Source organism: Pseudoduganella sp., assembly GCF_041914865.1.
In the GTDB taxonomy this organism is placed as follows: domain Bacteria; phylum Pseudomonadota; class Gammaproteobacteria; order Burkholderiales; family Burkholderiaceae_D; genus Rugamonas.
Map to the genome: position 1 here is coordinate 71,119 of NZ_JAYSCO010000009.1, position 21,693 is coordinate 92,811.

Genomic DNA, 21,693 nt, shown 5'->3' on the forward strand with positions numbered 1-21,693 from the left:
ACCCGGCCGGCGGCGGCCGCGTATCAGGGTCTGACCCTTGGGTCTGACCCTGGTTTACCGGGTTCAAGGCGCCACCACCACCGGCGCCCCACCCTGCTCCGTCACAATCTCCGACAGCGCCGCGAACAGTTCCGTACCGCGGCGCGTATCGACCCACTTGCCCTCCACCTGGCGGTAATGGAAGCCGCCCGAACGCGCCGCCACCCACAGTTCCTGCATCGGCGCCTGCGAATTGATGATGACTTTCGAGCCGTTGTGCACGAATTCCACCTCCAGCACGTTACCACTACGGCTGCACTCCACATCCACCATATCCTGCTCGCACAGACGGTCCAGCGCGGCCTCGATCGCGTCCAGGGTGGCGTCAGCCAGGTCCAAAAATTCCGATTCGGTCATGCTACACTCCAAGATTCTTATCAAGCCCCTATTTTAATCGTGAAGTCCCCAATCGCACTTGCTGCCATTGCAACGGCAGCCCTGCTGGCTGGCTGCGGCCAAACCGGCCCGCTGTACCTGCCCAAGCCCCCCGCCAAGCCTGTTACCGCAGGCAAGCCCGGGGTGGCGCCACCGGCGGCTCCGGTTCCGTCCACTCCACCTGCATCCCAACAGTAAGCTCCCATGTCCCACTTCGACTACCAGAATGGCGTGCTGCACGCCGAAGGCGTTGCGCTCGACTCCATCGCAGAACAGTATGGCACCCCGGCCTATGTCTATTCCAAAGCGCAGCTGACCGATAACTTCGACTCATACGCCAACGCCTGCGCCGGCCGCGACGCACTGGTGTGCTACGCGATGAAAGCCAACTCCAACCTGGCCATCCTGGACCTGCTGGCGCGCCGCGGCGCCGGCTTCGACATCGTCTCGGGCGGCGAGCTGCTGCGCGTGATCGCCGCCGGCGGCGACCCGAAGAAAGTAATCTTCTCCGGCGTCGGCAAGAGCGTGGAAGAAATGCGCCTGGCGCTGTCGCACGACATCCTGTGCTTCAACGTGGAATCGATCCCCGAACTGCACCGCCTGAACGAAGTGGCAGGCAGCATGGGCATGAAAGCGCGCATCTCGCTGCGCGTGAACCCGAACGTGGACGCCAAGACCCATCCCTACATCGCCACCGGCCTGAAAGCCAACAAGTTCGGCGTGGCCTTCGACGACGCGCTGGACACCTACCGCACCGCCGCCAAGCTGCCGCACCTGGAAGTCTGCGGCATCGACTGCCATATCGGTTCGCAGCTGCTGGACGACGCGCCGCTGCTGGAAGCGCTGGACAAGCTGATTGAACTGATCGACGCGCTGGGCGCGGAAGGCATCCACCTGCACCACCTGGACATCGGCGGCGGCCTCGGCATCGACTACGGCGACGGCGCGCCGGTGCCGGTGGGCGACTACCTGGGCCGCCTGTTCAAGCGCATCGACGCCTGGCGCGCCGAGAAACACGGCGGCGCCCCGATCAAGGTGATCTTCGAGCCGGGCCGCTCCATCGTCGGCAATGCCGGCGTGCTGCTGACCCGCGTGGAATTCATCAAGCACGGCGAGGAAAAGAATTTCTGCATCGTCGACGCGGCCATGAACGATATGGCGCGTCCGGCCATGTACCAGGCCTGGATGGATATGCAGCCGGTGCGCCGCACCGACGCCGCCAAGGCCATGTTCGACGTGGTGGGCCCGATCTGCGAATCCGGCGACTGGCTGGCGCGCGACCGCGAGCTGAACGTCGCGCCGGGCGACCTGCTGGTGATGAAGACTGCCGGCGCCTACGGCATGACCATGGCCTCCAACTACAACACCCGCGGCCGCGCGGTGGAGCTGATGGTCGATGGCGGCGCGGTACACGTGGTGCGCCAGCGTGAAAAACCGGCCGACCTGTTCGCGCTGGAATCGGTGATCAAGTAAATCGCACCGGGGCGGCGCGGATCGCCGCCCCTATTCGTCTTCGGCCGGGTCCGGCTCAAACACTTCGACGATGGTTTTCGCATCCAGGATGCGGTCGGCGTAGACCTTGAAGTCCTTGTCGATAGCGATGCTCAGGCGGCTTGCATACTCGTCCGGAATGGCGCCGAACTTCTTGCGCAATTGCTGGGCCAGCACGTCCTCCATCCCGTTCATCGTGGTGTTATAGCGCCGCACCTCGTCCATCGTATCGAAGTCTGGCGTACGCAAGCGCATGATCAGCATTTGACGCTCCTCCTCCGTCCCCAGGTTCACAATACTTCCCATCTCCTCGCCTGGCAAGCTGTACTGCACCCAAGCGAGTATGGTGCGCCGTAACTCCTCGCACTCCACACTGCGCAGCCAATCGCCGATCAAGCCAAGCGCTCCCTGGCCGCTGCGCCGCCCATCCATGAAACGCAGGCTGAGCAATGCCGCCAGGGGCTGTGAAAGAAGCTGCGGCTGCTCGCTGAACAGTTTCGGGAAATCCAGCAGCAAATATTCGTCTTCACTTGAAGGCGGCGCCACGCCATTCACGCCGGCCATGACCAGGCCACTCATGTTGCGGCTCGCCCGCCACGGCCGCAACCCGCTGTACATCACAACGGGCAACACCGGGGGCAAGCGCCCGCTTGCCGGCAACTCATGCCGCTTGACCAAATCCTGCTGCAACAAGCCGACTTACACCCGCATCCGCAATGCCATGTAAGGATCCGGCGTCGACTGGAATTCCATCAGCACATACAGGTATAGCCAGCGCCCGGCTACCTGGACGCGCCACACCATATCGCCATGCCGCTGGCTGCCGCCGTCGCTGGCGTAGCTGCCATTGACGCGTTCAAGCGTAGCGAGGTCCAGCTGCGCCGCCACCTCCGCAGGGAAGAATGTAGTCAGCAATTCGCACATGCATTGCCGGTGCGCGAAGAGTTGACGAAACGCAGTGTCATGTAGCACGCCCATTCCAGCAGCATATCGCTGCCGCGAACGGGCGTTTTGAGATGGCGCAGGTCAGCGCGTGGTGTCGGGCGCACGCGTGGGCTGGGCGGCGGCTGCCTTGCGCGCCCACCAGACGCGCGCGCCAAGCAATACCAGCACGATCAGCCCGAACAGGATGGGCTTATCGAAGTCGCTCTTGCCCGCCCGCATCCACCAGAAATGCAGGATGCCGAGCGGCGCGATCACATACACCAGCTTATGCAGCAGCTGCCAGCGTTTGCCGCCCAGGCGGCGCACCATGCCGTTGGTGCTGGTCACCGCCAGCGGCACCAGCAGCACAAAGGCGATGAAGCCGACCGTGATGAACGGCCGCTTGACCACGTCCTTCAGCATCTCCTGCACCTCGAAGAAGTGGTCGAACCAGAGGAAGGTGGTGAAATGCAGCAGCGCGTAGAAGAAGGCATACAAGCCCATCATGCGGCGCAGCTTAAGCAGCCAGTTCCAGCCCGAAAGGCGGCGCAGCGGCGTGACTGCCAGCGTGATGCACAGGAAGTACAAAGTCCACGACCCCGTATTACGCGTGATGTACTGCAGCGGCTCAACCAGCTGGTCGGTCGCCACCAGGTAGACCAGCGCAAAGAACGGCAGCAGCGCCAGCACAAAGGCGACACACTTGATCGCGCTGAGCTGGCGCGTAGTCGGAGCGAACGCCATCAGTAGAACTTCTTCAAGTCCATGCCGGAGTACAGCGAGGCCACTTCGTTATACCCGTTGAACATCAAGGTCTTGCGCTTGCGGGTGAAGAAGCCGTCCTCCCCGATGCGGCGCTCGCTGGCCTGCGACCAGCGCGGGTGGTCGACGTTCGGATTCACATTGGAATAGAAGCCGTACTCATTCGGCGCCGACAGGTTCCACGAGGTGCGCGGCATATCGCGCACGAAGCGGATCTTCACGATCGACTTGGCCGACTTGAAGCCGTACTTCCACGGCAGCACCATGCGCACCGGCGCGCCGTTCTGGTTCGGCAGCACTTCGCCATACATGCCGAAGGTGAGCAGCGCCAGCGGATGGTTCGCCTCGTCGATGCGCAAGCCCTCGACATACGGCCAATCCAGCACACGGCTGCCGATGCCCGGCATTTGCTTGCGGTCGGCCAGGGTGACGAACTCCACGAACTTCGCATTGCCGGTGGGCTCGACCTTCTTGATCAATTCGGAGAACGAGTAGCCGATCCACGGGATTACCATCGACCAGCCCTCCACGCAGCGCAGGCGGTAGATACGCTCCTCGAGCGGCGCCAGCTTGAGCAGGCTGTCGATATCGAGCGTCATCGGCTTTTTCACCTCGCCCTCTACCTGCACCGTCCAGGGCCGCGTGCGCAGCGTATGCGCGTGCTCGGCCGGGTCGGACTTGTCGGTCCCGAATTCGTAGAAGTTGTTGTAGCTGGTCGCGTCCTTATACTCCGTCTGCTTCTCCATGACGGCATAGGCCGGGTTGCGTTTGGCCGCCAGTTTGGCGCCAGCGCCGCCCTGCGCCAATGCCAGCTCGGGCCCGAGGATGGCGCCCGCCGCCGCCAGCTTGATGAATTTACGGCGCGACTCGTAGACGTCGCGCGGCGTGATTTCGGAAGGAAGGATCAGCATGGTCAGCTCCAGACTGGTGCAAGGTAATAGCTAAACCTTACACCAGTTTGCTGAAGCTGTTATTAAAGCTTGCCGTAGGAATGCAAGCCGGAGAGGAACATGTTCACGCCGAGGAAGGCGAAGGTGGTGACCAGCAGGCCGACCACGGCCCACCAGGCGGCAGCCTTGCCGCGCAGGCCGGACATCAGGCGCATGTGCAGCCAGGCGGCGTAGTTCAGCCAGACGATCAGGGCCCAGGTCTCTTTCGGGTCCCACGACCAGTAGCCGCCCCAGGCTTCGGCCGCCCACAGGGCGCCAAGGATGGTGGCGATGGTGAAGAAGGCGAAGCCGATCGAAATCGCCTTGTACATCACGTCTTCCAGCACCTCGCCGCCCGGCAGGCGCTCGACGAATTTGCCGCGTGCCAGGTTGGTGAGGGCAAACAGCACCACCAGGCCGCCCACCATCTGCGTGGTTTTCGCCAGCGCGGCGGTAGTGCCTTCCTGCGCGCCGCCGATGAAGGCGATCAGCCAGCACAGGGCGACAATGCCGATCGGCGCCACCACCAGCGACAGCCACAGGGTGCGCGTATCTTCATATTTGAGCAGGTAGGCCCAGGCCACCATCGAGGCCAGGGCAAAAGTGCCGTAGCCGATGAAGTTGGCCGGCACGTGGATCTTCATCCACCAGCTTTGCAAGGCCGGCACCAGCGGCTGGATTTCGGACGCGCCGCGCGCCACGGTGTACCACAGCAGGAAGCCGACCGCCGCCGAAATCACCAGCAGCACGAAGGGGCCCAGCGCGCGCGTGGCGTAGTGTTCTTCGTAGTACAGGTAGAACATGGCCGTGATCAGCGCGAACAGGATGAACACTTCATACAGGTTGGAGATCGGGATGTGGCCGACGTCGGTGCCGATCAGGTAGGACTCGTACCAGCGCACCAGCATGCCGGTCGTGCCCAGCACCACGGCCGCCCAGCACAGCTTGGAGCCCAGCGCGCCGCCCAGCGTGGAGCGGGTGAACAGGCCGCCCCAGTAGAACAGCGTGGAAAGGAAGAACAAGGTGCTCATCCACAGGATGGCCGACTGGCTCGACAGCATGTACTTGAGGAAGAAGCGCGAGTCGGCGGCTGCCAGCTGGCCCTGGTACAGGCTGATGCCGGCCAGCGCCAGCGCGAAGGACAGCGGCATCAGCCAGCGCAGCGGCTTCCAGTACCAGCCCAGGGCGGCGAAGCATGGCGCCGATGCCAGCAGGATCACCTTCTCGTAGATGTCCATATAGGCGCCGAAACGGTTGAAGGCGTACAGTGCGCCCGCGCACAGGACCAGGGCGAACAGCCAGTCGAAGGCCCCCAGTCGCTTGAAGTAGCCCGGCTGCTGGGCGTAGATTTGTGTTGCTTCCATTTGCTTTCTCCAAAAACCTGGCCACAGCTTACGCTTGTTGCGGCAGTTTTTCCTTCAATTCCGTAAATTCCTTCTCGAAGTCCAGCGTCTTGCGCTGGGTGCTCATGGCCATCAGCGCCTCGCTGCCGGTGGCGCCCGGCTTGATCCAGACCCAGACGCGGCGTTCGCGGATATAGAACATGGCGAACACGCCCAGCACCAGCAACAGGCAGCCAATGTACACGATGGTCTTGCCCGGCGAACGCGTCACCTGGAATACCGATGCTTTGATTTGCGTGAACTCATCGAGCTGCAGGTAGACCGGCGCGCCGTAGAAGAAGCTGTCCGACAGCGCATTGGTCGCCAGCTGCAGGAAGCGGCCATGGGTTTCGTCGGCCGCGACCGGGGCCAGGCCGGCCTGCTCGCGCGCGGCCTGCCACAGTTCCCACATGCTGCCATTCAGGATCTTCAGGAAAATCTCGGCGGCCTTGGTCTGCTCGGCTTGCGGCACTTTTTCCAGGAAGCGGCTGATGGCGAAGAAACCGGCGCCGCTGGCGTCGCCGGCGAAGATTTCCAGCCCCTTGAGCGAAGATTGCTCCAGCTGCACGCGCAGCGTATCGCCGGCCTTGGCCTGCGGCATGGCGCGCGCGGCATAGCGCTCGGCCGCCTTCTTGCGCAGGGCCGGGTCCTGCAGGGCGGCGCGCAGGCGCATCCACTCGCGCACACTGTGCTCATCGTCCGCCGGAATGCGCAGGAAGCTGAACGGGTCGGACGGGTTGGCGCGCACGCCGGCCAGGAAGACGGTATCGCCCTCGATGGTCACCGGCTGCATATAGTTCTGGTACTCGCGCGCCTGGCCGTTCTTGTCGCGCAGCTTGTACGAGACGGATGGGCCGACATTCTTCAGATCCTTGTTGTGGGCCGTCTTGGCGGCCGAGCCAAGCTGTTTGTCCAGGCTGCGCGCGAACGATTCATTCAGGTTTTCGCCCTTGGCCACGGCGCGCGCATCCTGGCTGCCGATGTTTTCCACGTTGAAGGGGCGGAAATCGCTCCACTCCACGGTGTAGTCCTCGCCCAGCTTATTGGAGCCGTTGACTTCGCCCTCCATGGCGAAGGTGGTGGTGGAGCTGCCCTTCATCGGGTGGCCCACCAGTTTCAGCTTGCTGCCGCCATCCTCAAAGCTGGACTGGTAGATGGCCACGCCCTCGAAGATCAGCGGCTTGTTGACCTCAATCACCGCATCAACTGTCTTGCCGCTGTCGTTGGAACGCACCGTCACATGGCTGGCGAACAGCTTGGGCATGCCGGTGCTGTAGAAGTCGATATCGAACTTCTTCAGCTGGATGGTGAACGGCAAGTCCTGCAGCAGGAAGCCATCCGGGCGCGGCAGCAGCGCGGTATTGCCGGCCGTGCCTTCCGGCAGCGCAATGCTGCCGCGGTAGGTCGGGTTGTGGATGCTCAGGCGGTGCTGGGCCGGGATATCGGCAATCACGCCCGTGCCGCCGAACGCGGTCTTGCCGAACAGCCACTGCTGGAAGCGCACCGGCAGGTCGGAGTCGAGCATGCCGCCCACCAGGATGATGACGATCGCGCTGTGCGCGAAAATATAGCCGAACTTGTTGCCCGCGCCGCGCTTGGCCGACACCAGGATGGCGCCATCCTTGGCAATGATCCTGGTGGCATAGCCGGCATGGCCCAGGCGCTGCGCGGTCTGGCTGGCCAGCGCCTCGCCCGTCTGCGGCGACTGCCAGTGGGTCTTATGGTGGAAGTTGTTGAGCGAAGCCTCGCGCACCTTCTCACGCCAGCTGCGCATATCCTTCAGCATCTTCGGCGTATTGTGCACAATGCACAGCGTGGTCGAAATCACCAGCAAGGCGCACATGGCGACGAACCACCACGAGGAGTAAATCGCATACAGGCCGAGCTTATTGAACACTTCGAACCAGAACGGGCCAAACTGGTTGATGTAGTTCGGCATTGGCTGGCTTTGCTGCACGATGGTGCCGATGATCGAGGCGAAGATGATCACGACAAACAGCGCGATCGCGAAGCGCATCGAGGACAGCAGCTCGACGGTCTCAGCCAGGGGGCCGCGCCGGTTGCGCAGCTGGATTCCGGAAGTGCTGGGGGCGTTGCTCATTGCTCAGGGATAAAATCAGGAGGATAACAACAAAAAGGGCAGCCAACTTGCGCGGCCGCCCTTTTCATGTCCAGAACCGCCCGTCACGGGGCGATGCATTGCAATTACTTCAAGCCGGCCATGTAGTCGGCGACCGCTTCGATTTCCTTATCGGACATGCGGTAAGCGATGGCGTGCATTTCAGCGCTGGTCTTGCGGGTGTCAGCCTTGAAGGCCTTCAGGGTGGCCACGGTGTAGTCCTGGTGCTGGCCAGCCACGCGCGGATAAGCCGCTGGCATGCCGGCGCCGGCCGGGCCGTGGCAGGACGCACAGGCTGGCACGCGGTTTTCAGCGATGCCGCCGCGGTAGATTTTCTTGCCCAGCTCGATGGTGTCTTTGTTCTTGGCAGCGCCGGCCTTGGTTGGCTCGGTAGCCAGGTAGGCCGCGATGTTTTTCTTTTCTTCGTCAGTCAGGGCCTTGGCGAAGGCGGTCATCACGGTGCCGGCACGTGCTGGCTCGGTGAACGCCACCAGCTGTTTGTAGATGTAGGCTTCGCCCTGGCCGCCCAGTTTCGGGTTCACGGTGATGGTGGATGCGCCCTTGGCGCCGTGGCAGGAGACGCAAGCCGCGATGCCGCGCGCATTGTCGCCTTCAGCGTACAGGGTCGCGCCTTTGGCTGGGTCAGCCTTGGCAGCAGGAGCCGGGGCGGATGCCGACGCGGCACCCGAAACAGCCAGCATGGCAACGAACAAGGATTTTACAAATGGCGAAAACGCTCGATTCATTCAGACACCCTGAGACTAGTTATTAATTAGTGTGAATCGCTTTCTTGCGGTGCCTCATAAACAGGCAACATGGCGCATGACAACAATTCGTAACCCCTTATTGTACAATAGCTTTCCTGCCTTATTACCTTCTTTTTGTTGCTCTTCCATGTCCAAACTCTGGCAAGCCCGCTTTTTTACCACTGTTAACCACCTGCGCGACCTGCCGCGCACGACGGTGCCAGAGATCGCCTTCGCTGGCCGCTCGAATGCCGGCAAATCGACCGCGATTAACATTCTTTGCAACCAGAAGGGCCTGGCTTTCGCGTCCAAAACCCCGGGCCGCACCCAGCATATCAACTTCTTCTCGGTGGGCGGCGCCCACGTGGCCATGCACCGCCACGACCCGGTGAAGATGGATGAAATCCAGTGCCTGATCGCCGACTTGCCGGGCTACGGCTACGCCGAAGTGTCGGGCGACGCCAAGAACCACTGGCAGCGCCTGCTGGGCGATTACGTGCAGCAGCGCGACCAGCTGGCCGCCCTGGTGCTGATGATGGACTCGCGCCGACCGTTCACCGACCTGGACCAGCAGATGATCGAATGGTTCGCCCCGACCGGCAAGCCGATCCACTGCATCCTGACCAAGGCAGACAAGCTGAACCGCAATGAATCGATCAACGTGCTGCGCCAGGCGAAAGCCAAGCTGGACAGCTACGTCGATGAAGACGGCGAAGGCTTCCCCTTCACCGTGCAATTGTTCTCCGCGCTGAAGCGCATCGGCATCGAGGAAGCGACCGCCAAGATTGAAGAGCTGGCCGGCCTCACCGGTGGCGCCGAAGCGTCCACTCCTGATGAAAGCGAAGCATGATCACTCCTGATTTCCCAGCCATCCGCATGCGCCGCATGCGCCGCGACCCGTTCTCGCGCGCGCTGATGCGCGAGAACACCGTCACCGTCGATGACCTGATCTACCCGGTCTTCGTGGTGGAAGGCACGAACCGGCGCGACCCGGTGGCCACCATGCCGGGCGTGGACCGCATCTCGATCGACAACCTGCTGAAGGTGGCGGAAGAGTGCGTCAAGCTGGGCATCCCGGTGCTGTCGCTGTTCCCGAATATCGACCCGTCGCTGAAGACCAACGACGGCGTGGAAGCCACCAACCCGGAAGGCCTGATCCCGCGCGCGGTGCGCGCGCTGAAGCAGAACTTCCCCGGGCTCGGCATCATGACCGACGTCGCGCTCGACCCGTACACCAGCCACGGCCAGGACGGCACGGTCGATGACAAAGGCTCGATCCTGAACGATGAGACCACCGAAATGCTGGTGCGCCAGGCGCTGTGCCAGGCCGAAGCCGGCGTCGACATCGTCGGCCCCTCCGACATGATGGATGGCCGCATCGGCGTGATGCGCAAGGCACTGGAAGAGAAAGGCCTGATCCACACCCGCATCATGGCCTACTCCGCCAAGTACGCCTCGGCCTTCTACGGCCCGTTCCGCGACGCGGTTGGCTCGGCCGCCGCGCTGGGCAAAGCCGACAAGTTCACCTACCAGATGGACCCTGCCAATACCGACGAGGCATTGCGCGAAGTGGCGCTGGACATCGCCGAGGGTGCCGACATGGTGATGGTGAAACCAGGCATGCCCTACCTCGACATCGTGCGCCGCGTGAAGGATGAGTTCAAAGTGCCGACCTATGCCTACCAGGTGTCCGGCGAATACGCCATGCTGAAAGCCGCCGCGCAGAACGGCTGGCTGGACCATGACAAGGTGATGATGGAATCGATGATGGCCTTCAAGCGCGCCGGCGCCGACGGCGTGCTGACCTACTTCGCCCTCGACATCGCTCGCAAGCTGAAAGCGTAAAAAAAAATGGGGACGTACCCCATTTAATGCAAAAAGGGGCCGATGGCCCCTTTTTCATTAAATGGGGTACGTCCCCATTTTTTACTCCTTGCGGTCGCGCAACACCTGGGGTGCCAGGGAGCCGATGAACATGCCGAGGAATGCTGCCAGCAGGCCGGCCAGCTGGCCCGGGAACGCTTCGCCCCATGACGACAGCTGCGGGAAGAATGCTACCCAGGTGGCGATGCCAAACGCGGCCGACAGGATCGCGCCTTGCGTCGTGGCGCGCTTCCAGTACAAGCCCATCAGCAGGGGCACGAAAGCCGCCACCAGGGTCACCTGGTAGGCGCTGGACACCAGTTCATAAATCGATGTGCCTTTCATGGCAATCGCGTACGCCAGCACGGTCGCTGCGAACACCACGATGGTGGCGCGCATGGCGAACAGCTGCTGCTTGTCGGTCATGCCCGGGCGCAGGTTCTTCAGGATGTTCTCAGTGAAGCTGGTGGACGGCGCCAGCAGGGTGGCCGAGGAGGTCGACTTGATCGCCGACAGCAGCGCGCCGAAGAACAGGATCTGCATAATCAGCGGCATCTTGGTCAGCACGAAGGTGGGCAGCAGGCGCTGGTAATCGTTCTTGGCCATTTCCAGGCCGCTCTGGCCCATCACGATCACCGCGCAGGCCACGATGAACATCGGCACCGCGGCGAAGACGATATAGCTGGCGCCGCCGATCACCGCGCCGGTACGGGCGGTCGGCGCATCCTTGGCCGACATCACGCGCTGGAATACGTCCTGCTGCGGAATCGAACCCAGCATCATGGTCACCGCGGCGCCGACAAAGAAGGCGATATCGGTAAAGTTGGCGGCCGGCAGGAAGGTCCACAGTTTCTCTTCGCTGATCATGGTCAGCACCTTGTCGGAACCGCCGGCCAGGTCGGCCGAGAACATGGCGATGATGGACAGGCCCACCACCAGCACGATCATCTGGATAAAGTCGGTCCAGGCCACGGCCAGGAAGCCGCCGATCACCACATACACCAGCACCGCCAGGGTGCCAACGATCATGCCGGTAGTCTCGGACATGGCGCCGTTGGTCAGCACGGTGAACACCAGGCCCAGCGCGGTGATCTGCGCCGCCACCCAGCCCAGGTAGGAAATGATGATGGCGATCGAGCAGAACACTTCGATGCCCTTGCCGTAGCGCTGGCGGTAGAAGTCGCCGATGGTCAGCAGATTAAGCTTGTACAGGCGGGCTGCGAAGAACATGCCGACCAGGATCAGGCAGGTGCCGGCGCCGAACGGGTCTTCCACGATGGCGTTCATGCCGCCCTGGACGAACTTGGCCGGGATACCCATCACGGTTTCCGCGCCGAACCAGGTCGCAAAAGTTGTGGTTACCACCATGATCAGCGGCAGGCTGCGGCCAGCCACTGCGAAGTCGGTCGTATTCTTGATGCGGGTGCCAGCCCAGGCACCAAGGGCCAGGGTGCCCAGCAGGTACAGGACGACAAAGGAAATCAGGGTGATGTTCATCGCAACTTAAACTCCGGCTCCAATCGGCAAATTTCGCGATTATAGCGGCAAGATGCCAGCCGGTTTTAAGAAATTTTTTGCTATTGCTGCGAAACCAACAAAACCGGGAAACCAGGGTCTGACCCTGAGGGTCAGACCCTGGTTTCGCGGTTTCTGCGGTTTTAACGGACTTTCCCGTAGTTCGGGAAGAACTCCAGCAGCAGGAAGGCTTCCAGCTCCTTCTCATGCTCCTTGCGCGCGCTCATGGGGACGTTGCGGCCCAGGCGGTGCGATTCCCAGATGAAGTCGCCCGGCTTTTCCTTGCGGATCATCTCGATCATGCGCTTGACGATTGCCGTTTCGATATCTTTTTCCGTGCCCTGCTCCACCCGGACCTGCTGCAGCCACTGGCGCTTGAAGTTGGTGCTGAAGCCGCGGAACTTGATTTCCGCGCTATTGAAGGTCTGGTTGACGATCTGGAACACCCCGCCCGTGTCGTTGCGCTCGCCATTCGCACTGCGCCCCTGGGCACCCATGATATTGGCGATGGCGCGCGCCTTGGCCACTGCCGCCGGGTCCTGTTCCTGCTCCGGTTGCGGCGCCACGCCGCGTGCGCGGCGGCGCATTTCGATCAGGGTGGCCATGTCCGGCGCATCGGGCGGCGGCGGGGTCAGCTTGGCCTCTTCCGGCGGCACGATACGCTCCTGCGGTTTGACGACCTCGGTAATCGCTGTCTTGCTCGGCGGCAGGTAGGCGCGCGAGGACAGCTGCGGCGCCTTGCTGGCCTTGGTCTCGGCCTTGGGCAGCGGCTTGGGTTTGGGGGTCGGCTTGGCAGGCGGCGTCAGATAGACCATCTCACCTTCCTTGGCCGGGGGCGTCAGGACGATCTTGTCGGCAGGCTTGAACAGGTAAATCGCCACCACCAGCAAGTGCAGGCCGACGGTAAACGCAATGCCCCAGCGGCTCGGCTTGTTGTTGCCATACTCGAGCACCTTTTGCTCCGGCCACGGCTGGCCGCAGGTCGGGCAATGCCCGTCATGGGCCGCAAGTTCGGCGTGGGAATGCGTGTACTGATGCAAGATAATGGCTTTTTACTGGAGATACTGGGGAGGCAGCTTACCGACTTTCGTCCTTGACGAATGTTACAACTTGTAAGCGCCGCCCCGCATCTTATCAGTGTTTGGCGGCCTTGAACGCCCGGAGTTCGACCGGCTGCGCTGCATCTGTTGCAGATTCGTCAACCAGCTCCTCGTCCTTCATCGGCCCGCTACCCGAGTATTTATCCAGGAACAGGTAAATCACCGGCGTGATGTACAGGGTGATCACCTGCGAGAAGATCAGGCCGCCGATCACGGCCAGGCCCAGCGGCTGGCGCAGCTCGGCGCCGGCGCCCAGGCCGAGCGCGATCGGCAATGCCCCCATCAGCGCCGCCAGCGTGGTCATCATGATCGGGCGGAAGCGCAGGATACAGGCCTCGCGGATCGCCTCCATCGGCGCCTTGCCCTCCTCGCGCTGCGCCACCAGGGCGAAGTCGATCATCATGATGGCGTTCTTCTTCACGATACCGATCAGCATCAGGATGCCGATGATGGCGATCATGGTCAGGTCCATCTTGAAGATCCACAGGGTCAGCAGCGCACCGACGGCGGCGGACGGCAGGCCGGCCAGGATGGTCAGCGGGTGGATATAGCTCTCATACAGTACGCCCAGCAGCACATAGATCACGCCCAGCGCGGCCACGATCAGGATCAGCTGGCTGCTCTGGGAGTCCTGGAACACCGCCGCATCGCCGCCATAGCTGGTGATGATCGAAGCCGGCAGGCCCATCTGCTGGCCCATCTTCTCGATCTTGGCGGTGGCATTGCCGAGCGGGACATCCGGCGCCAGGTTGAAGGAAATCGTGATCGCCTGCAGCTGGCCCTGGTGGTTGACCGAGGTCGGGCCGACAGTGCGCTCGACGCTGGCAAAGCTGGACAGCTGCACCAGCTGGCCGGCGCTGTTGCGCACCGACAGCTTGGTCAGCGAATCGTCAAACTGGCGGTCTTCGGTGGCCGCTTCCAGGATCACGTAATAGCTGGCCGCCGAGGAGTAGATGGTCGACACCTGGCGCTCGCCGAACGCCAGGTACAGCGCGGTGCGCACGTCGGACAGCTTCACGCCCAGCATATTCGCCTTGTCGCGGTCGATTTTGAGCGAGGCCTGCAAGCCCTTGTTCTGCGAATCGCTGGTCACGTCGCGGAAGTCCTGGTCGGCGCGCATCGCCTCCTGGAACTTGGTGGCCCAGTCGTTCAGCGCATCCGGGCTGACCGACTGCAAGGTGTACTGGTAACGGCTCTTCGAGGGACGGCCGCCCAGCTGCAGGTTTTGCACCGGGCTCAGGTAGACCTGGATGCCGGCGATCTTCTTGGTTTCCTTGCGCAGGCTGTCCAGCACCTGCGGCATCTTCTGGCGCTCGCCGCGCGGCTTCAGCACCAGGAACATGCGGCCGGTATTGCCGCCGCCAGTGAATGAGGTCACATCCTTCACGTTCGGGTTGGCCTGGATCACGGCGGCCACCTTTTCCTGCAGCTCCAGCATGGCGGAGGTGGAAATGTCTTCCGAGGCTTCCGTATTGACGCGGATCTGGCCCAGGTCCTCCTCCGGGAAGAAGCCTTTCGGGATGGCGATATACAGCCAGGCCGTCAGCGCGAACGTACCGAAGGCGATCGCCAGCACCACGTAACGGTGGTGCAGCGCCAGGTCCAGCGTGCGCGCATAGCCGTTGCGCACGGCATTGAAGCCGCGCTCGAAGTGGCGGCCGATGAAGCTGTCGTCGCCCGAAGTCTCGTGCGAGTCGGCCGGCATGAAGCGCGCCGCCAGCATCGGCACCAGCGTCAGCGAGACGATGGCCGACACCAGCACCGACAAGCCCACCACCACGGCGAATTCATGGAACATCAGGCCCATCACGCCGGGCATGAAGAAGATCGGAATGAACACGGCCACCAGCGAAACCGAAATCGAGACGATGGTGAAGCCCATTTCCTTCGAGCCGACCAGGGCCGCCTGCAAAGGCTTCTTGCCCAGCTCGATATGCCGCACGATGTTCTCCAGCACCACGATGGCATCGTCCACCACCAGCCCCACCGCCAGCGTGATGCCGAGCAGGGACACGTTGTCCAGGCTGTAGCCCAGGGCATACAGCAGCGACAGCGCACCAAGCAGCGAGATCGGCATGGTGACCGCCGGGATGAAGGTGGCGGCCAGGCGGCGCAGGAACAGGAAGATCACCAGCACCACCAGCACCACAGTCAGCGCCAGGGTCAGGTTCACGTCGTGGATCGCTTCGCGGATCGACACCGAGCGGTCGTTCACCAGGTTGATCGAGACCGACTCCGGCAGCTGGGCGCGGAAGCGCGGCAGCAGCTTGCGCACACCGTCCACCACCTGCACCGTGTTGGCGTCCGGCTGGCGTTGCACCAGCAGCACGATGGAGCGCTCGCCGTTATAGCTGCCGGCCGCCTTGATCGACTGGAAGCTGTCTTCCACCGTCGCCACTTCCTTCAGGCGCACCGGCTGGCCATTGCGGGTGGCGATGATCAGGTCGGCGAAGTCGGCGGCGCGCATCAGCTGCGCGTTGCCCTGGATGGTCAGGGTCTGGCTCGGGCCGTCGATGGTACCGAGCGGGGTATTCGCATTGGCGGCGCGGATCGCCTGCTGCAGCTCGTCCAGCGTCATGTTGCGCGAGTTCAGCAGGTCCGGTTTGGCGCGCACGCGCACGGCGAAACGCTTCTGGCCGTTGACCGACACTTGCGCAACGCCTGGCAAGGTGGAGAGCGAAGGCGCCACCAGGTTTTCCGCGTAATCGTTGAGCTCGGACAGGCTCAACGAAGGCGAGGTCATGGCCATGAACAGCACCGGCGCGTCGGCCGGGTTGACCTTGCGGTAGGACGGCAGGTCCGTCATTTCCTGCGGCAGCGAACGCTGGGCGCGCAACAGCGCAGCTTGCACGTCGACCGCCGCTTCATTGACGTTGATGGACGGGTCGAATTCCAGCGTCAGCGAGGTGTTGCCCAGCGTGCTGGTGGAGGTGATCATCGACAGGCCGCCGATGGTCGAGAACTGCTTTTCCAGCGGCAGCGCCACGGAGGACGCCATGGTTTCCGGCGAGGCGCCCGGCAAATCGGCGCTGACGTTGATGACCGGGGTGTTATAGCTCGGCAGTGCTGCCACCGGGATATGGGCGTAGGCCAGGATACCGGCCAGGATCAGGCTCAGCGAGAGCAGCACCACCATCACGGGGCGCCGGATACTCAGCTCGGAAAGGTTCATTCTTGTTTACCCTTCTTCTGGCCTTTGCCGCTCTGCGCGACAGCCGGTTCGGCGATGCGCACCTTGCCGCCCGGACGCAGGTTCTGCTTGCCCTCGACGATGATTTTTTCATCGCCATTCAGGCCGGTGACCACCGCCAGGGCGCCAAAGCCATGCACGCGCTTGACGTTGTTCATCTTGGCGGTCTGGTCGGGCGCCACGGTGTAGACGAACGTACCCTTGGTATTGGTAATAATAGCGTTCTGCGGCACAACGAGCGCATCTTTCAGCGTGTTGACCGTCAGCTTGGTGTTGACGTACTGGCCCGGCCACAGGCGGGTGTCGGCATTGTCGAACTGGGCCTTGACGCGGATCACGCCGGCCACCGGGTCGACCGTGTTGTCGACAAAGCTGAGCTGGCCATGGATGGGCTTGTCCGAATTATTCTGGAACGCCTGCACCGGCACCTTGCCGGCGCGCTGCGCGTCCAGCAGGGCCGCCAGGCTCGACTCCGGCACGGTGAAGGCGACGTTGATCGGGTTGAGCTGGGTCACGGTGGTGAGCGAAGTGCTCAGCTGCACCAGGCTGCCCGGGTAGACATTGATGGCGCCCACGCGGCCGGTGAGCGGCGCGCGGATCTGGGTATAGCTCTGGTCCACCTTGCTGGCGCGCGCGGCCGCGATATCGGCTTCCAGCACGGCGCGCGCCGATTCCACCTGGCTCTTCAGGGTATCGACTGCGCTCTGCGCCAGGAAATTCTGGGCGCGCAATTCCTGCGCGCGCTTGTACTGGCGCTCCAGGTCGGCCAGGGTGGCGCGGTCCTTCGCCACTTGCGCATCGGCCTTCTCGACATTGGCGGCCTCGGTGCGCGCATCGAGCGAGAACATCAGCTCGCCCTGCTTCACGAACTGGCCTTCCTTCACATGCACTTTGACGATGGTGCTGGTGGTTTGCGGGTGCAGGTCGACAGTGGAAATCGGGCTCACCGTGCCGTTGGCCGACAGCTCAACCGGCACGTCCTGGCGCAGCGGCGCCACCACATTGACCGTGGTCGGGCCCTGCTCGCCTTTGCCCTTGCCGCCGCCCTGGCCCGGCGCACCTTGCGCCTGGCCAGCACCCTGCTCGGCCGGACCCTTGCTTGCATACCAGGCGCCGGCGCCGATGAGGACGGCCAGGCCCACCACTACTGCCACAGTTTTCTTCTTCATTTGGGATGACTACTTTCCTGCATAAAATTCAGGGAACACGAGGGTGGCTTCCAGGCCGCCGCTCGCGTGGTTCGCCAGGCTCAGGCTGGCGCCGTGCTGTTCTGCGATATTGCGCGCAATCGTCAGGCCGAGGCCGGTGCCACCGGAGGCGCGGTTGCGCGACGTCTCCAGGCGGTAAAACGGTTCGAACACTTGCGCAAGCTGGCCGGGCGGGATGCCCGGGCCCTCGTCGCGGATGCGGATGCGCGAGGCCCCGGCCAGGCGCTCGACGCTCACATGGGCGCGCTGGCCGTATTTGACGGCATTGTCGATCAGGTTGACCAGGCAGCGCCGGATGTCCAGCGGGCGGCCCATCATGTCCATGGCGGCGCGCCCTTTCAGGTCGACTTCCTGGCCGGCATCGGCGGCATCGGCGCACACGCTGTCGAGCAAGGCATCGAGGTCGACGCGCTGCATCGCTTCCGTGGTATCCATGCTGCGTGCCAGGTCCAGCCCTTCCTTCACCATCTGCTGCATGGCCGACAAGTCTTCCAGCAGCTTGCCCTGCAGCTCGGCGTCCTGCACTTTTTCCAGGCGCAGGCGCATGCGGGTCAGCGGGGTCTGCAAGTCATGGGTGATGGCCGCCAGCATTTCCGTGCGCTGCGCGATGTGCTGGCGGATGCGCGCCTGCATCGCATTGAAGGCGGCCGAGGCGGTACGGATTTCGGTGGCGCCGCGCAGCTTGATCGGCGCGTGGTTGATGTCGTTGCCCAGGTTCTTGGCCGCGACGGCCAGCTTTTTCAGCGGGCCCATGGTCATGCGTGCCACCAGGTAAGCCAGAACGGCAATGCTGAGCAGGAAGGGAACGAAGGTTGCATACTCGTTATGGCCGGTCGGCGCCGGCTGGCGCGGCGGCAGGATCGACAGTTTCAGCTGCTGGCCGTCGGGCATGGTAACCGCCAGCGACTCGCAGGTGCCGCGCCAGGTGCCGGTGCCGGCGCCAAACACCGAAAAGGCCGAATACACCGAGGTTGGGCGCTCGCAGGCGGCGGGACGCTCGAGCAGCGACTGCAGCTTGTATTCATTGCCCAGGCGGTTGGCCAGGGTGGCGCCGAACTCGCTCAGCTGCGGGGTCACGCTTGGCAGGCGGTTCAGCACTTCCAGCTTGATGGCGCCCATGCTGGCCACCTTCAGGTATTGCATGCGCGACTCCGGCAGCACCACGTCGGCGGTGGAAATGATCTGCTCGGAACGCTCAAGCGCGTGGAAGTCGCGGTAGCGCTGCAGGGTGCGCTGGCGTTCATTGATCGCCAGGTACTGCGTCAGGGCGGCCGAAGCGATGATGCCCAGCATCAGGACCAGGAAAATCCGGCCCGTCATGCCCTGGAAGAAAGATTTCATCAGTCCGGCTCCACGGCGACCGTGCCGGCCAGCACATAGCCGCCATTGCGCACGGTCTTGATGATTTGCGGCAGGCGCGCATCTTCGCCCAGCTTCTGGCGCAGGCGGCTGATCTGGATATCAATCGAACGGTCGAACGGATCGGCGTCGCGGCCCTGGGTCAGGTTCAGCAACTGGTCGCGGTTCAGCACGCGGTTCGGGTGCTCGAGGAAAACCTTGAGCAGGCGGAACTCGGCGCCCGACAGCATGATGACCGTGCCTTCCGGATTGACCAGGTGGCGCGCGGTCAGGTCCAGCACCCAGTTCGAGAAACGGATACGGCTTGCCTTTTCGACATTGTTGGCGGCGCTGTTCGTGCTGCGGCGCAGCACGCTGCGGATGCGCGCCAGCAGCTCGCGCGGTTCGAAGGGCTTGGGCAGGTAATCGTCCGCGCCCATCTCCAGGCCCAGGATGCGGTCCAGCGGCTCGCTGCGGGCGGTCAGCATGATCACCGGCAGGGTCGAATGGGCACGCAGCTTGCGGCACAGGGTCAGGCCATCCTCACCCGGCAGGTTGAGGTCGAGGACGATCAGGTCGGGTTTCGCATTGTCGAGCAGCTTCCACATGGCGGCGCCATCGGCCGCGCCATGGGTGCGGTAACCGTTAGTCTCCAGGTAATCCTGCAGCAGGGTGCGGATATCGCGGTCGTCGTCGACGATAAGGATAGTGGCGGCATTTTCCATACCTACAATTATCCCTTGCTACGCCGACGACGGGTAGACAGTTTGTATCGCCATGTTTAGAAAAAGCTTGTCGAAACATGGCGTTACAAAACTATGGCGTGAGGGTCAATGACGGCTCAGGGCCAGCGTGCCGCCGCTGGCGCCAGGCATGGTATAGCTGCCACTGCCGCCGAGCGGGGTCTCGAGCTTGCCCGTGAACGTCAAGCCCGGTTTGCCGGCCGCCGGTTTGAACGAAATGGCACCGTCAACGGCCACATTGCCGCTGACCGCGCCGCCGCAATTGCCCTCCACCGCACCGTCCTTCGCCACGCTGATGGTGCACGTTTCAGCCGCACCGCCGGCCGCCGTATAGGGCGCAGTCCAGCGGCCCTCGAAGCGATACAAGCTGTCGACACGGCGCTTGGCGCCAGCCTTGGCATAGCCGACCAACTCGTATTCTATGGTCACCTTGAAATTCAGCTTGCCAGCGTAGGACTCGCTTTCGATAACCTGGCATTTCACATTGATCCGCATCGCAGTGTCCATCCAGCAAGTCCGCTCAGTGGCACGCAGGTACTGGCCCACCTCCTGGGTATATTTGGCCTGGAACTTGAGCGCATTAAAGCTGCCAATGCCAACGGTGACCGGTTCGGTTGCATAAGAAACAATACTGCCACTGTATTTCTCGCCGCCGCCGCCGCAGTAGAATGCCTGGGCCGGATCGATCAGGGTGGTCGTCGAACTGATGTTCCAGTTCATGCCGGCCTGACCCGAGCGCGGCAAATCGGTAAAGAGTGCGGGCGCATGGGTGTACTGGCAGCGGCCGACACCCGATTGGAACAAGCCACCGTTCGCATCAAAATGCTTATCGCTGCGGTTGGTCCGCTGCTCTACCTCGGCCGCCACAAAGGCGCCGCCGGCCAGAACCTTATCGACCGCTTCCGTTTCATAAAACACAACGCCGGTAGCGATCCCGGTTGGTCCCTCGACATTGGTGATGATGCGCTTGTATGTCGTGTAGTCACCAGCAACCGGGGCTGCCGGGTTACCAGCACCAGTTTCCCCCGACGTGTGCGAGCCGCTGCCATTGCCACTCGCGCCCCCGCCCCCGCCGCACCCCGCCAGGGCCGCCGCGACCGCAATGAGGGTCATGCCAATCTTTAACATTATTTTCCCTTGTGAAAATTGCTATTTTAGCACGATCACAGCATCACATCTCGATACAAATTGCTGGCCCCAAGACATTTAAGAGAAACAGTTGGCTGGGAAGATGCCTCCATGTGCAGTGCGAGTGCACATTTTCATAAATTGTTTCTGAAGGGATTAATGATGAAAGCCTTGCATAAAGCATTTATTATCGGCGCAACCATTATTGGTTTTGGCTCGGCAGCGTTGCCCGCCTTAGCGGAAGAATCGCCGCACCATCAATATGCCGCCACCAAATTCGATCCTGCCAAAATGCAGGAGCATATGGATCAGCGTGCGAAACGCATGCATGATTTACTGAAAATCACGCCAGCCCAGGAAGGTGCATGGCAGGCTTATTTATCGGCACTGAAATCGAATATGCCGCAGCGCGGCCAATTCGACCGCGCCGCATTTAAACAAATGCCCGCGCCGGAACGTATGGAGAAAAGGATTGAAATGTCCCGCAACCATATTTCGCGCATGGAAGCCAACCTGGCCGCCACAAAAACCTTTTATGCCCAGCTGACGCCGGAACAGCAAAAACTGTTTGATGAGAAAGCTGGTCGTTTCGGTCATCACCGCCACCATCGCCACGGCCACATGAAGGCGCAGCAGCAATAGCGCCAGACCGCTTCAAGCAGCCGAGATGGGCCAGCCCATCTCGGCTTTTTTTCGCCCGCAAATTGCCAAATCAAGCCAGACCTTAGCATGATCTAGCCAGAACTGAGTTTGTTGCACCGCGCCAGCCCGCATTCCTGCGTCGCGCCCACGAAACACTGGCGGTGACGGTCCGCCGGGACGAATGCACTGCGGCGGGCGG

Annotated in this window: 20 protein-coding genes; 5 read left to right on the forward strand and 15 right to left on the reverse strand. The window is 62.6% G+C overall.

Annotation, left to right across the window (positions count from 1 at the left end; genetic code table 11):
* Positions 1–63 precede the first annotated feature (63 nt).
* The gene (cyaY, locus tag ACE3TQ_RS06635) at positions 64–396 is read right to left on the reverse strand and encodes an iron donor protein CyaY (protein ID WP_374581208.1); all 333 of its coding nucleotides are present in this window, start codon (positions 394–396) and stop codon (positions 64–66) included.
* A gap of 39 nt (positions 397–435) precedes the next feature.
* On the opposite strand from cyaY, the gene ACE3TQ_RS06640 reads away from it, so the two are divergent.
* The gene (locus ACE3TQ_RS06640) at positions 436–612 is read left to right on the forward strand and encodes a lipoprotein (protein ID WP_374581209.1); all 177 of its coding nucleotides are present in this window, start codon (positions 436–438) and stop codon (positions 610–612) included.
* A 6-nt stretch (positions 613–618) separates the two neighbouring features.
* Entirely contained in the window at positions 619–1,887 is a 1,269-nt protein-coding gene (gene lysA, locus ACE3TQ_RS06645; protein WP_374581210.1) for a diaminopimelate decarboxylase, read from the forward strand.
* Positions 1,888–1,917: 30 nt separating this feature from the next.
* Here lysA and ACE3TQ_RS06650 read toward each other — a convergent pair whose 3' ends face one another.
* The 7 genes from ACE3TQ_RS06650 to ACE3TQ_RS06680 all read right to left on the reverse strand — a co-directional run bounded on the left by ACE3TQ_RS06650 (position 1,918) and on the right by ACE3TQ_RS06680 (position 8,767).
* Entirely contained in the window at positions 1,918–2,484 is a 567-nt protein-coding gene (locus ACE3TQ_RS06650) for a hypothetical protein (RefSeq protein ID WP_374581211.1), read from the reverse strand.
* A 120-nt stretch (positions 2,485–2,604) separates the two neighbouring features.
* Positions 2,605–2,883: an Rpn family recombination-promoting nuclease/putative transposase gene (locus ACE3TQ_RS06655; protein ID WP_374581212.1), complete on the reverse strand. Its 279-nt coding sequence runs from the start codon at positions 2,881–2,883 to the stop codon at positions 2,605–2,607.
* A 48-nt stretch (positions 2,884–2,931) separates the two neighbouring features.
* Positions 2,932–3,573 carry a sulfite oxidase heme-binding subunit YedZ gene (locus tag ACE3TQ_RS06660; protein WP_374581214.1) on the reverse strand — a complete coding sequence of 214 codons (642 nt, stop codon included), beginning with the start codon at positions 3,571–3,573 and terminating at the stop codon, positions 2,932–2,934.
* Complete coding sequence (gene msrP / locus ACE3TQ_RS06665) at positions 3,573–4,502, reverse strand: protein-methionine-sulfoxide reductase catalytic subunit MsrP (protein WP_374581215.1); 930 nt, start codon at positions 4,500–4,502, stop codon at positions 3,573–3,575. Before msrP ends, ACE3TQ_RS06660 begins: the two co-directional genes overlap by 1 nt.
* 62 nt (positions 4,503–4,564) lie before the next feature.
* Positions 4,565–5,884, reverse strand: coding sequence for a c-type cytochrome biogenesis protein CcsB (gene ccsB, locus ACE3TQ_RS06670; protein ID WP_374581216.1), 1,320 nt, complete (start codon positions 5,882–5,884; stop codon positions 4,565–4,567).
* Between the two features lie 28 nt (positions 5,885–5,912).
* Entirely contained in the window at positions 5,913–8,003 is a 2,091-nt protein-coding gene (locus ACE3TQ_RS06675; protein WP_374581217.1) for a cytochrome c biogenesis protein ResB, read from the reverse strand.
* A 104-nt stretch (positions 8,004–8,107) separates the two neighbouring features.
* The gene (locus ACE3TQ_RS06680) at positions 8,108–8,767 is read right to left on the reverse strand and encodes a cytochrome c (RefSeq protein ID WP_374581218.1); all 660 of its coding nucleotides are present in this window, start codon (positions 8,765–8,767) and stop codon (positions 8,108–8,110) included.
* A 148-nt stretch (positions 8,768–8,915) separates the two neighbouring features.
* Between ACE3TQ_RS06680 and yihA the strand changes: the two genes are divergently transcribed.
* Together yihA and hemB are read left to right on the forward strand one after the other, a co-directional pair.
* Positions 8,916–9,617, forward strand: coding sequence for a ribosome biogenesis GTP-binding protein YihA/YsxC (gene yihA, locus ACE3TQ_RS06685; protein WP_374581219.1), 702 nt, complete (start codon positions 8,916–8,918; stop codon positions 9,615–9,617).
* On the forward strand, positions 9,614–10,612 hold the full coding sequence (hemB, locus tag ACE3TQ_RS06690; RefSeq protein WP_374581220.1) for a porphobilinogen synthase: 999 nt from the start codon (positions 9,614–9,616) through the stop codon (positions 10,610–10,612). The genes yihA and hemB overlap by 4 nt, the downstream gene beginning before the upstream one ends.
* Before the next feature lie 81 nt (positions 10,613–10,693).
* On the opposite strand, the gene ACE3TQ_RS06695 is transcribed toward hemB, so the two are convergent.
* The 7 genes from ACE3TQ_RS06695 to ACE3TQ_RS06725 all read right to left on the reverse strand — a co-directional run bounded on the left by ACE3TQ_RS06695 (position 10,694) and on the right by ACE3TQ_RS06725 (position 20,837).
* A complete protein-coding gene (locus ACE3TQ_RS06695; protein ID WP_374581222.1) occupies positions 10,694–12,127 on the reverse strand; it encodes a sodium:solute symporter family protein in 1,434 nt (477 codons plus the stop codon).
* 161 nt (positions 12,128–12,288) lie between these two features.
* On the reverse strand, positions 12,289–13,185 hold the full coding sequence (locus ACE3TQ_RS06700) for a hypothetical protein (protein WP_374581223.1): 897 nt from the start codon (positions 13,183–13,185) through the stop codon (positions 12,289–12,291).
* A gap of 94 nt (positions 13,186–13,279) precedes the next feature.
* Positions 13,280–16,417, reverse strand: coding sequence for an efflux RND transporter permease subunit (locus ACE3TQ_RS06705; protein ID WP_374581224.1), 3,138 nt, complete (start codon positions 16,415–16,417; stop codon positions 13,280–13,282).
* Positions 16,414–17,604, reverse strand: coding sequence for an efflux RND transporter periplasmic adaptor subunit (locus ACE3TQ_RS06710; RefSeq protein WP_374581225.1), 1,191 nt, complete (start codon positions 17,602–17,604; stop codon positions 16,414–16,416). Before ACE3TQ_RS06710 ends, ACE3TQ_RS06705 begins: the two co-directional genes overlap by 4 nt.
* A 9-nt stretch (positions 17,605–17,613) precedes the next feature.
* The gene (locus ACE3TQ_RS06715; RefSeq protein WP_374581226.1) at positions 17,614–18,984 is read right to left on the reverse strand and encodes an ATP-binding protein; all 1,371 of its coding nucleotides are present in this window, start codon (positions 18,982–18,984) and stop codon (positions 17,614–17,616) included.
* The gene (locus ACE3TQ_RS06720; RefSeq protein ID WP_374581228.1) at positions 18,984–19,706 is read right to left on the reverse strand and encodes a response regulator; all 723 of its coding nucleotides are present in this window, start codon (positions 19,704–19,706) and stop codon (positions 18,984–18,986) included. The genes ACE3TQ_RS06715 and ACE3TQ_RS06720 overlap by 1 nt, the downstream gene beginning before the upstream one ends.
* Positions 19,707–19,811: 105 nt before the next feature.
* Complete coding sequence (locus ACE3TQ_RS06725) at positions 19,812–20,837, reverse strand: hypothetical protein (RefSeq protein WP_374581229.1); 1,026 nt, start codon at positions 20,835–20,837, stop codon at positions 19,812–19,814.
* A gap of 174 nt (positions 20,838–21,011) precedes the next feature.
* Between ACE3TQ_RS06725 and ACE3TQ_RS06730 the strand changes: the two genes are divergently transcribed.
* Positions 21,012–21,494, forward strand: a complete 483-nt coding sequence (locus tag ACE3TQ_RS06730) for a Spy/CpxP family protein refolding chaperone (RefSeq protein WP_374581231.1) — start codon at positions 21,012–21,014, stop codon at positions 21,492–21,494.
* Positions 21,495–21,693: the final 199 nt, after the last annotated feature.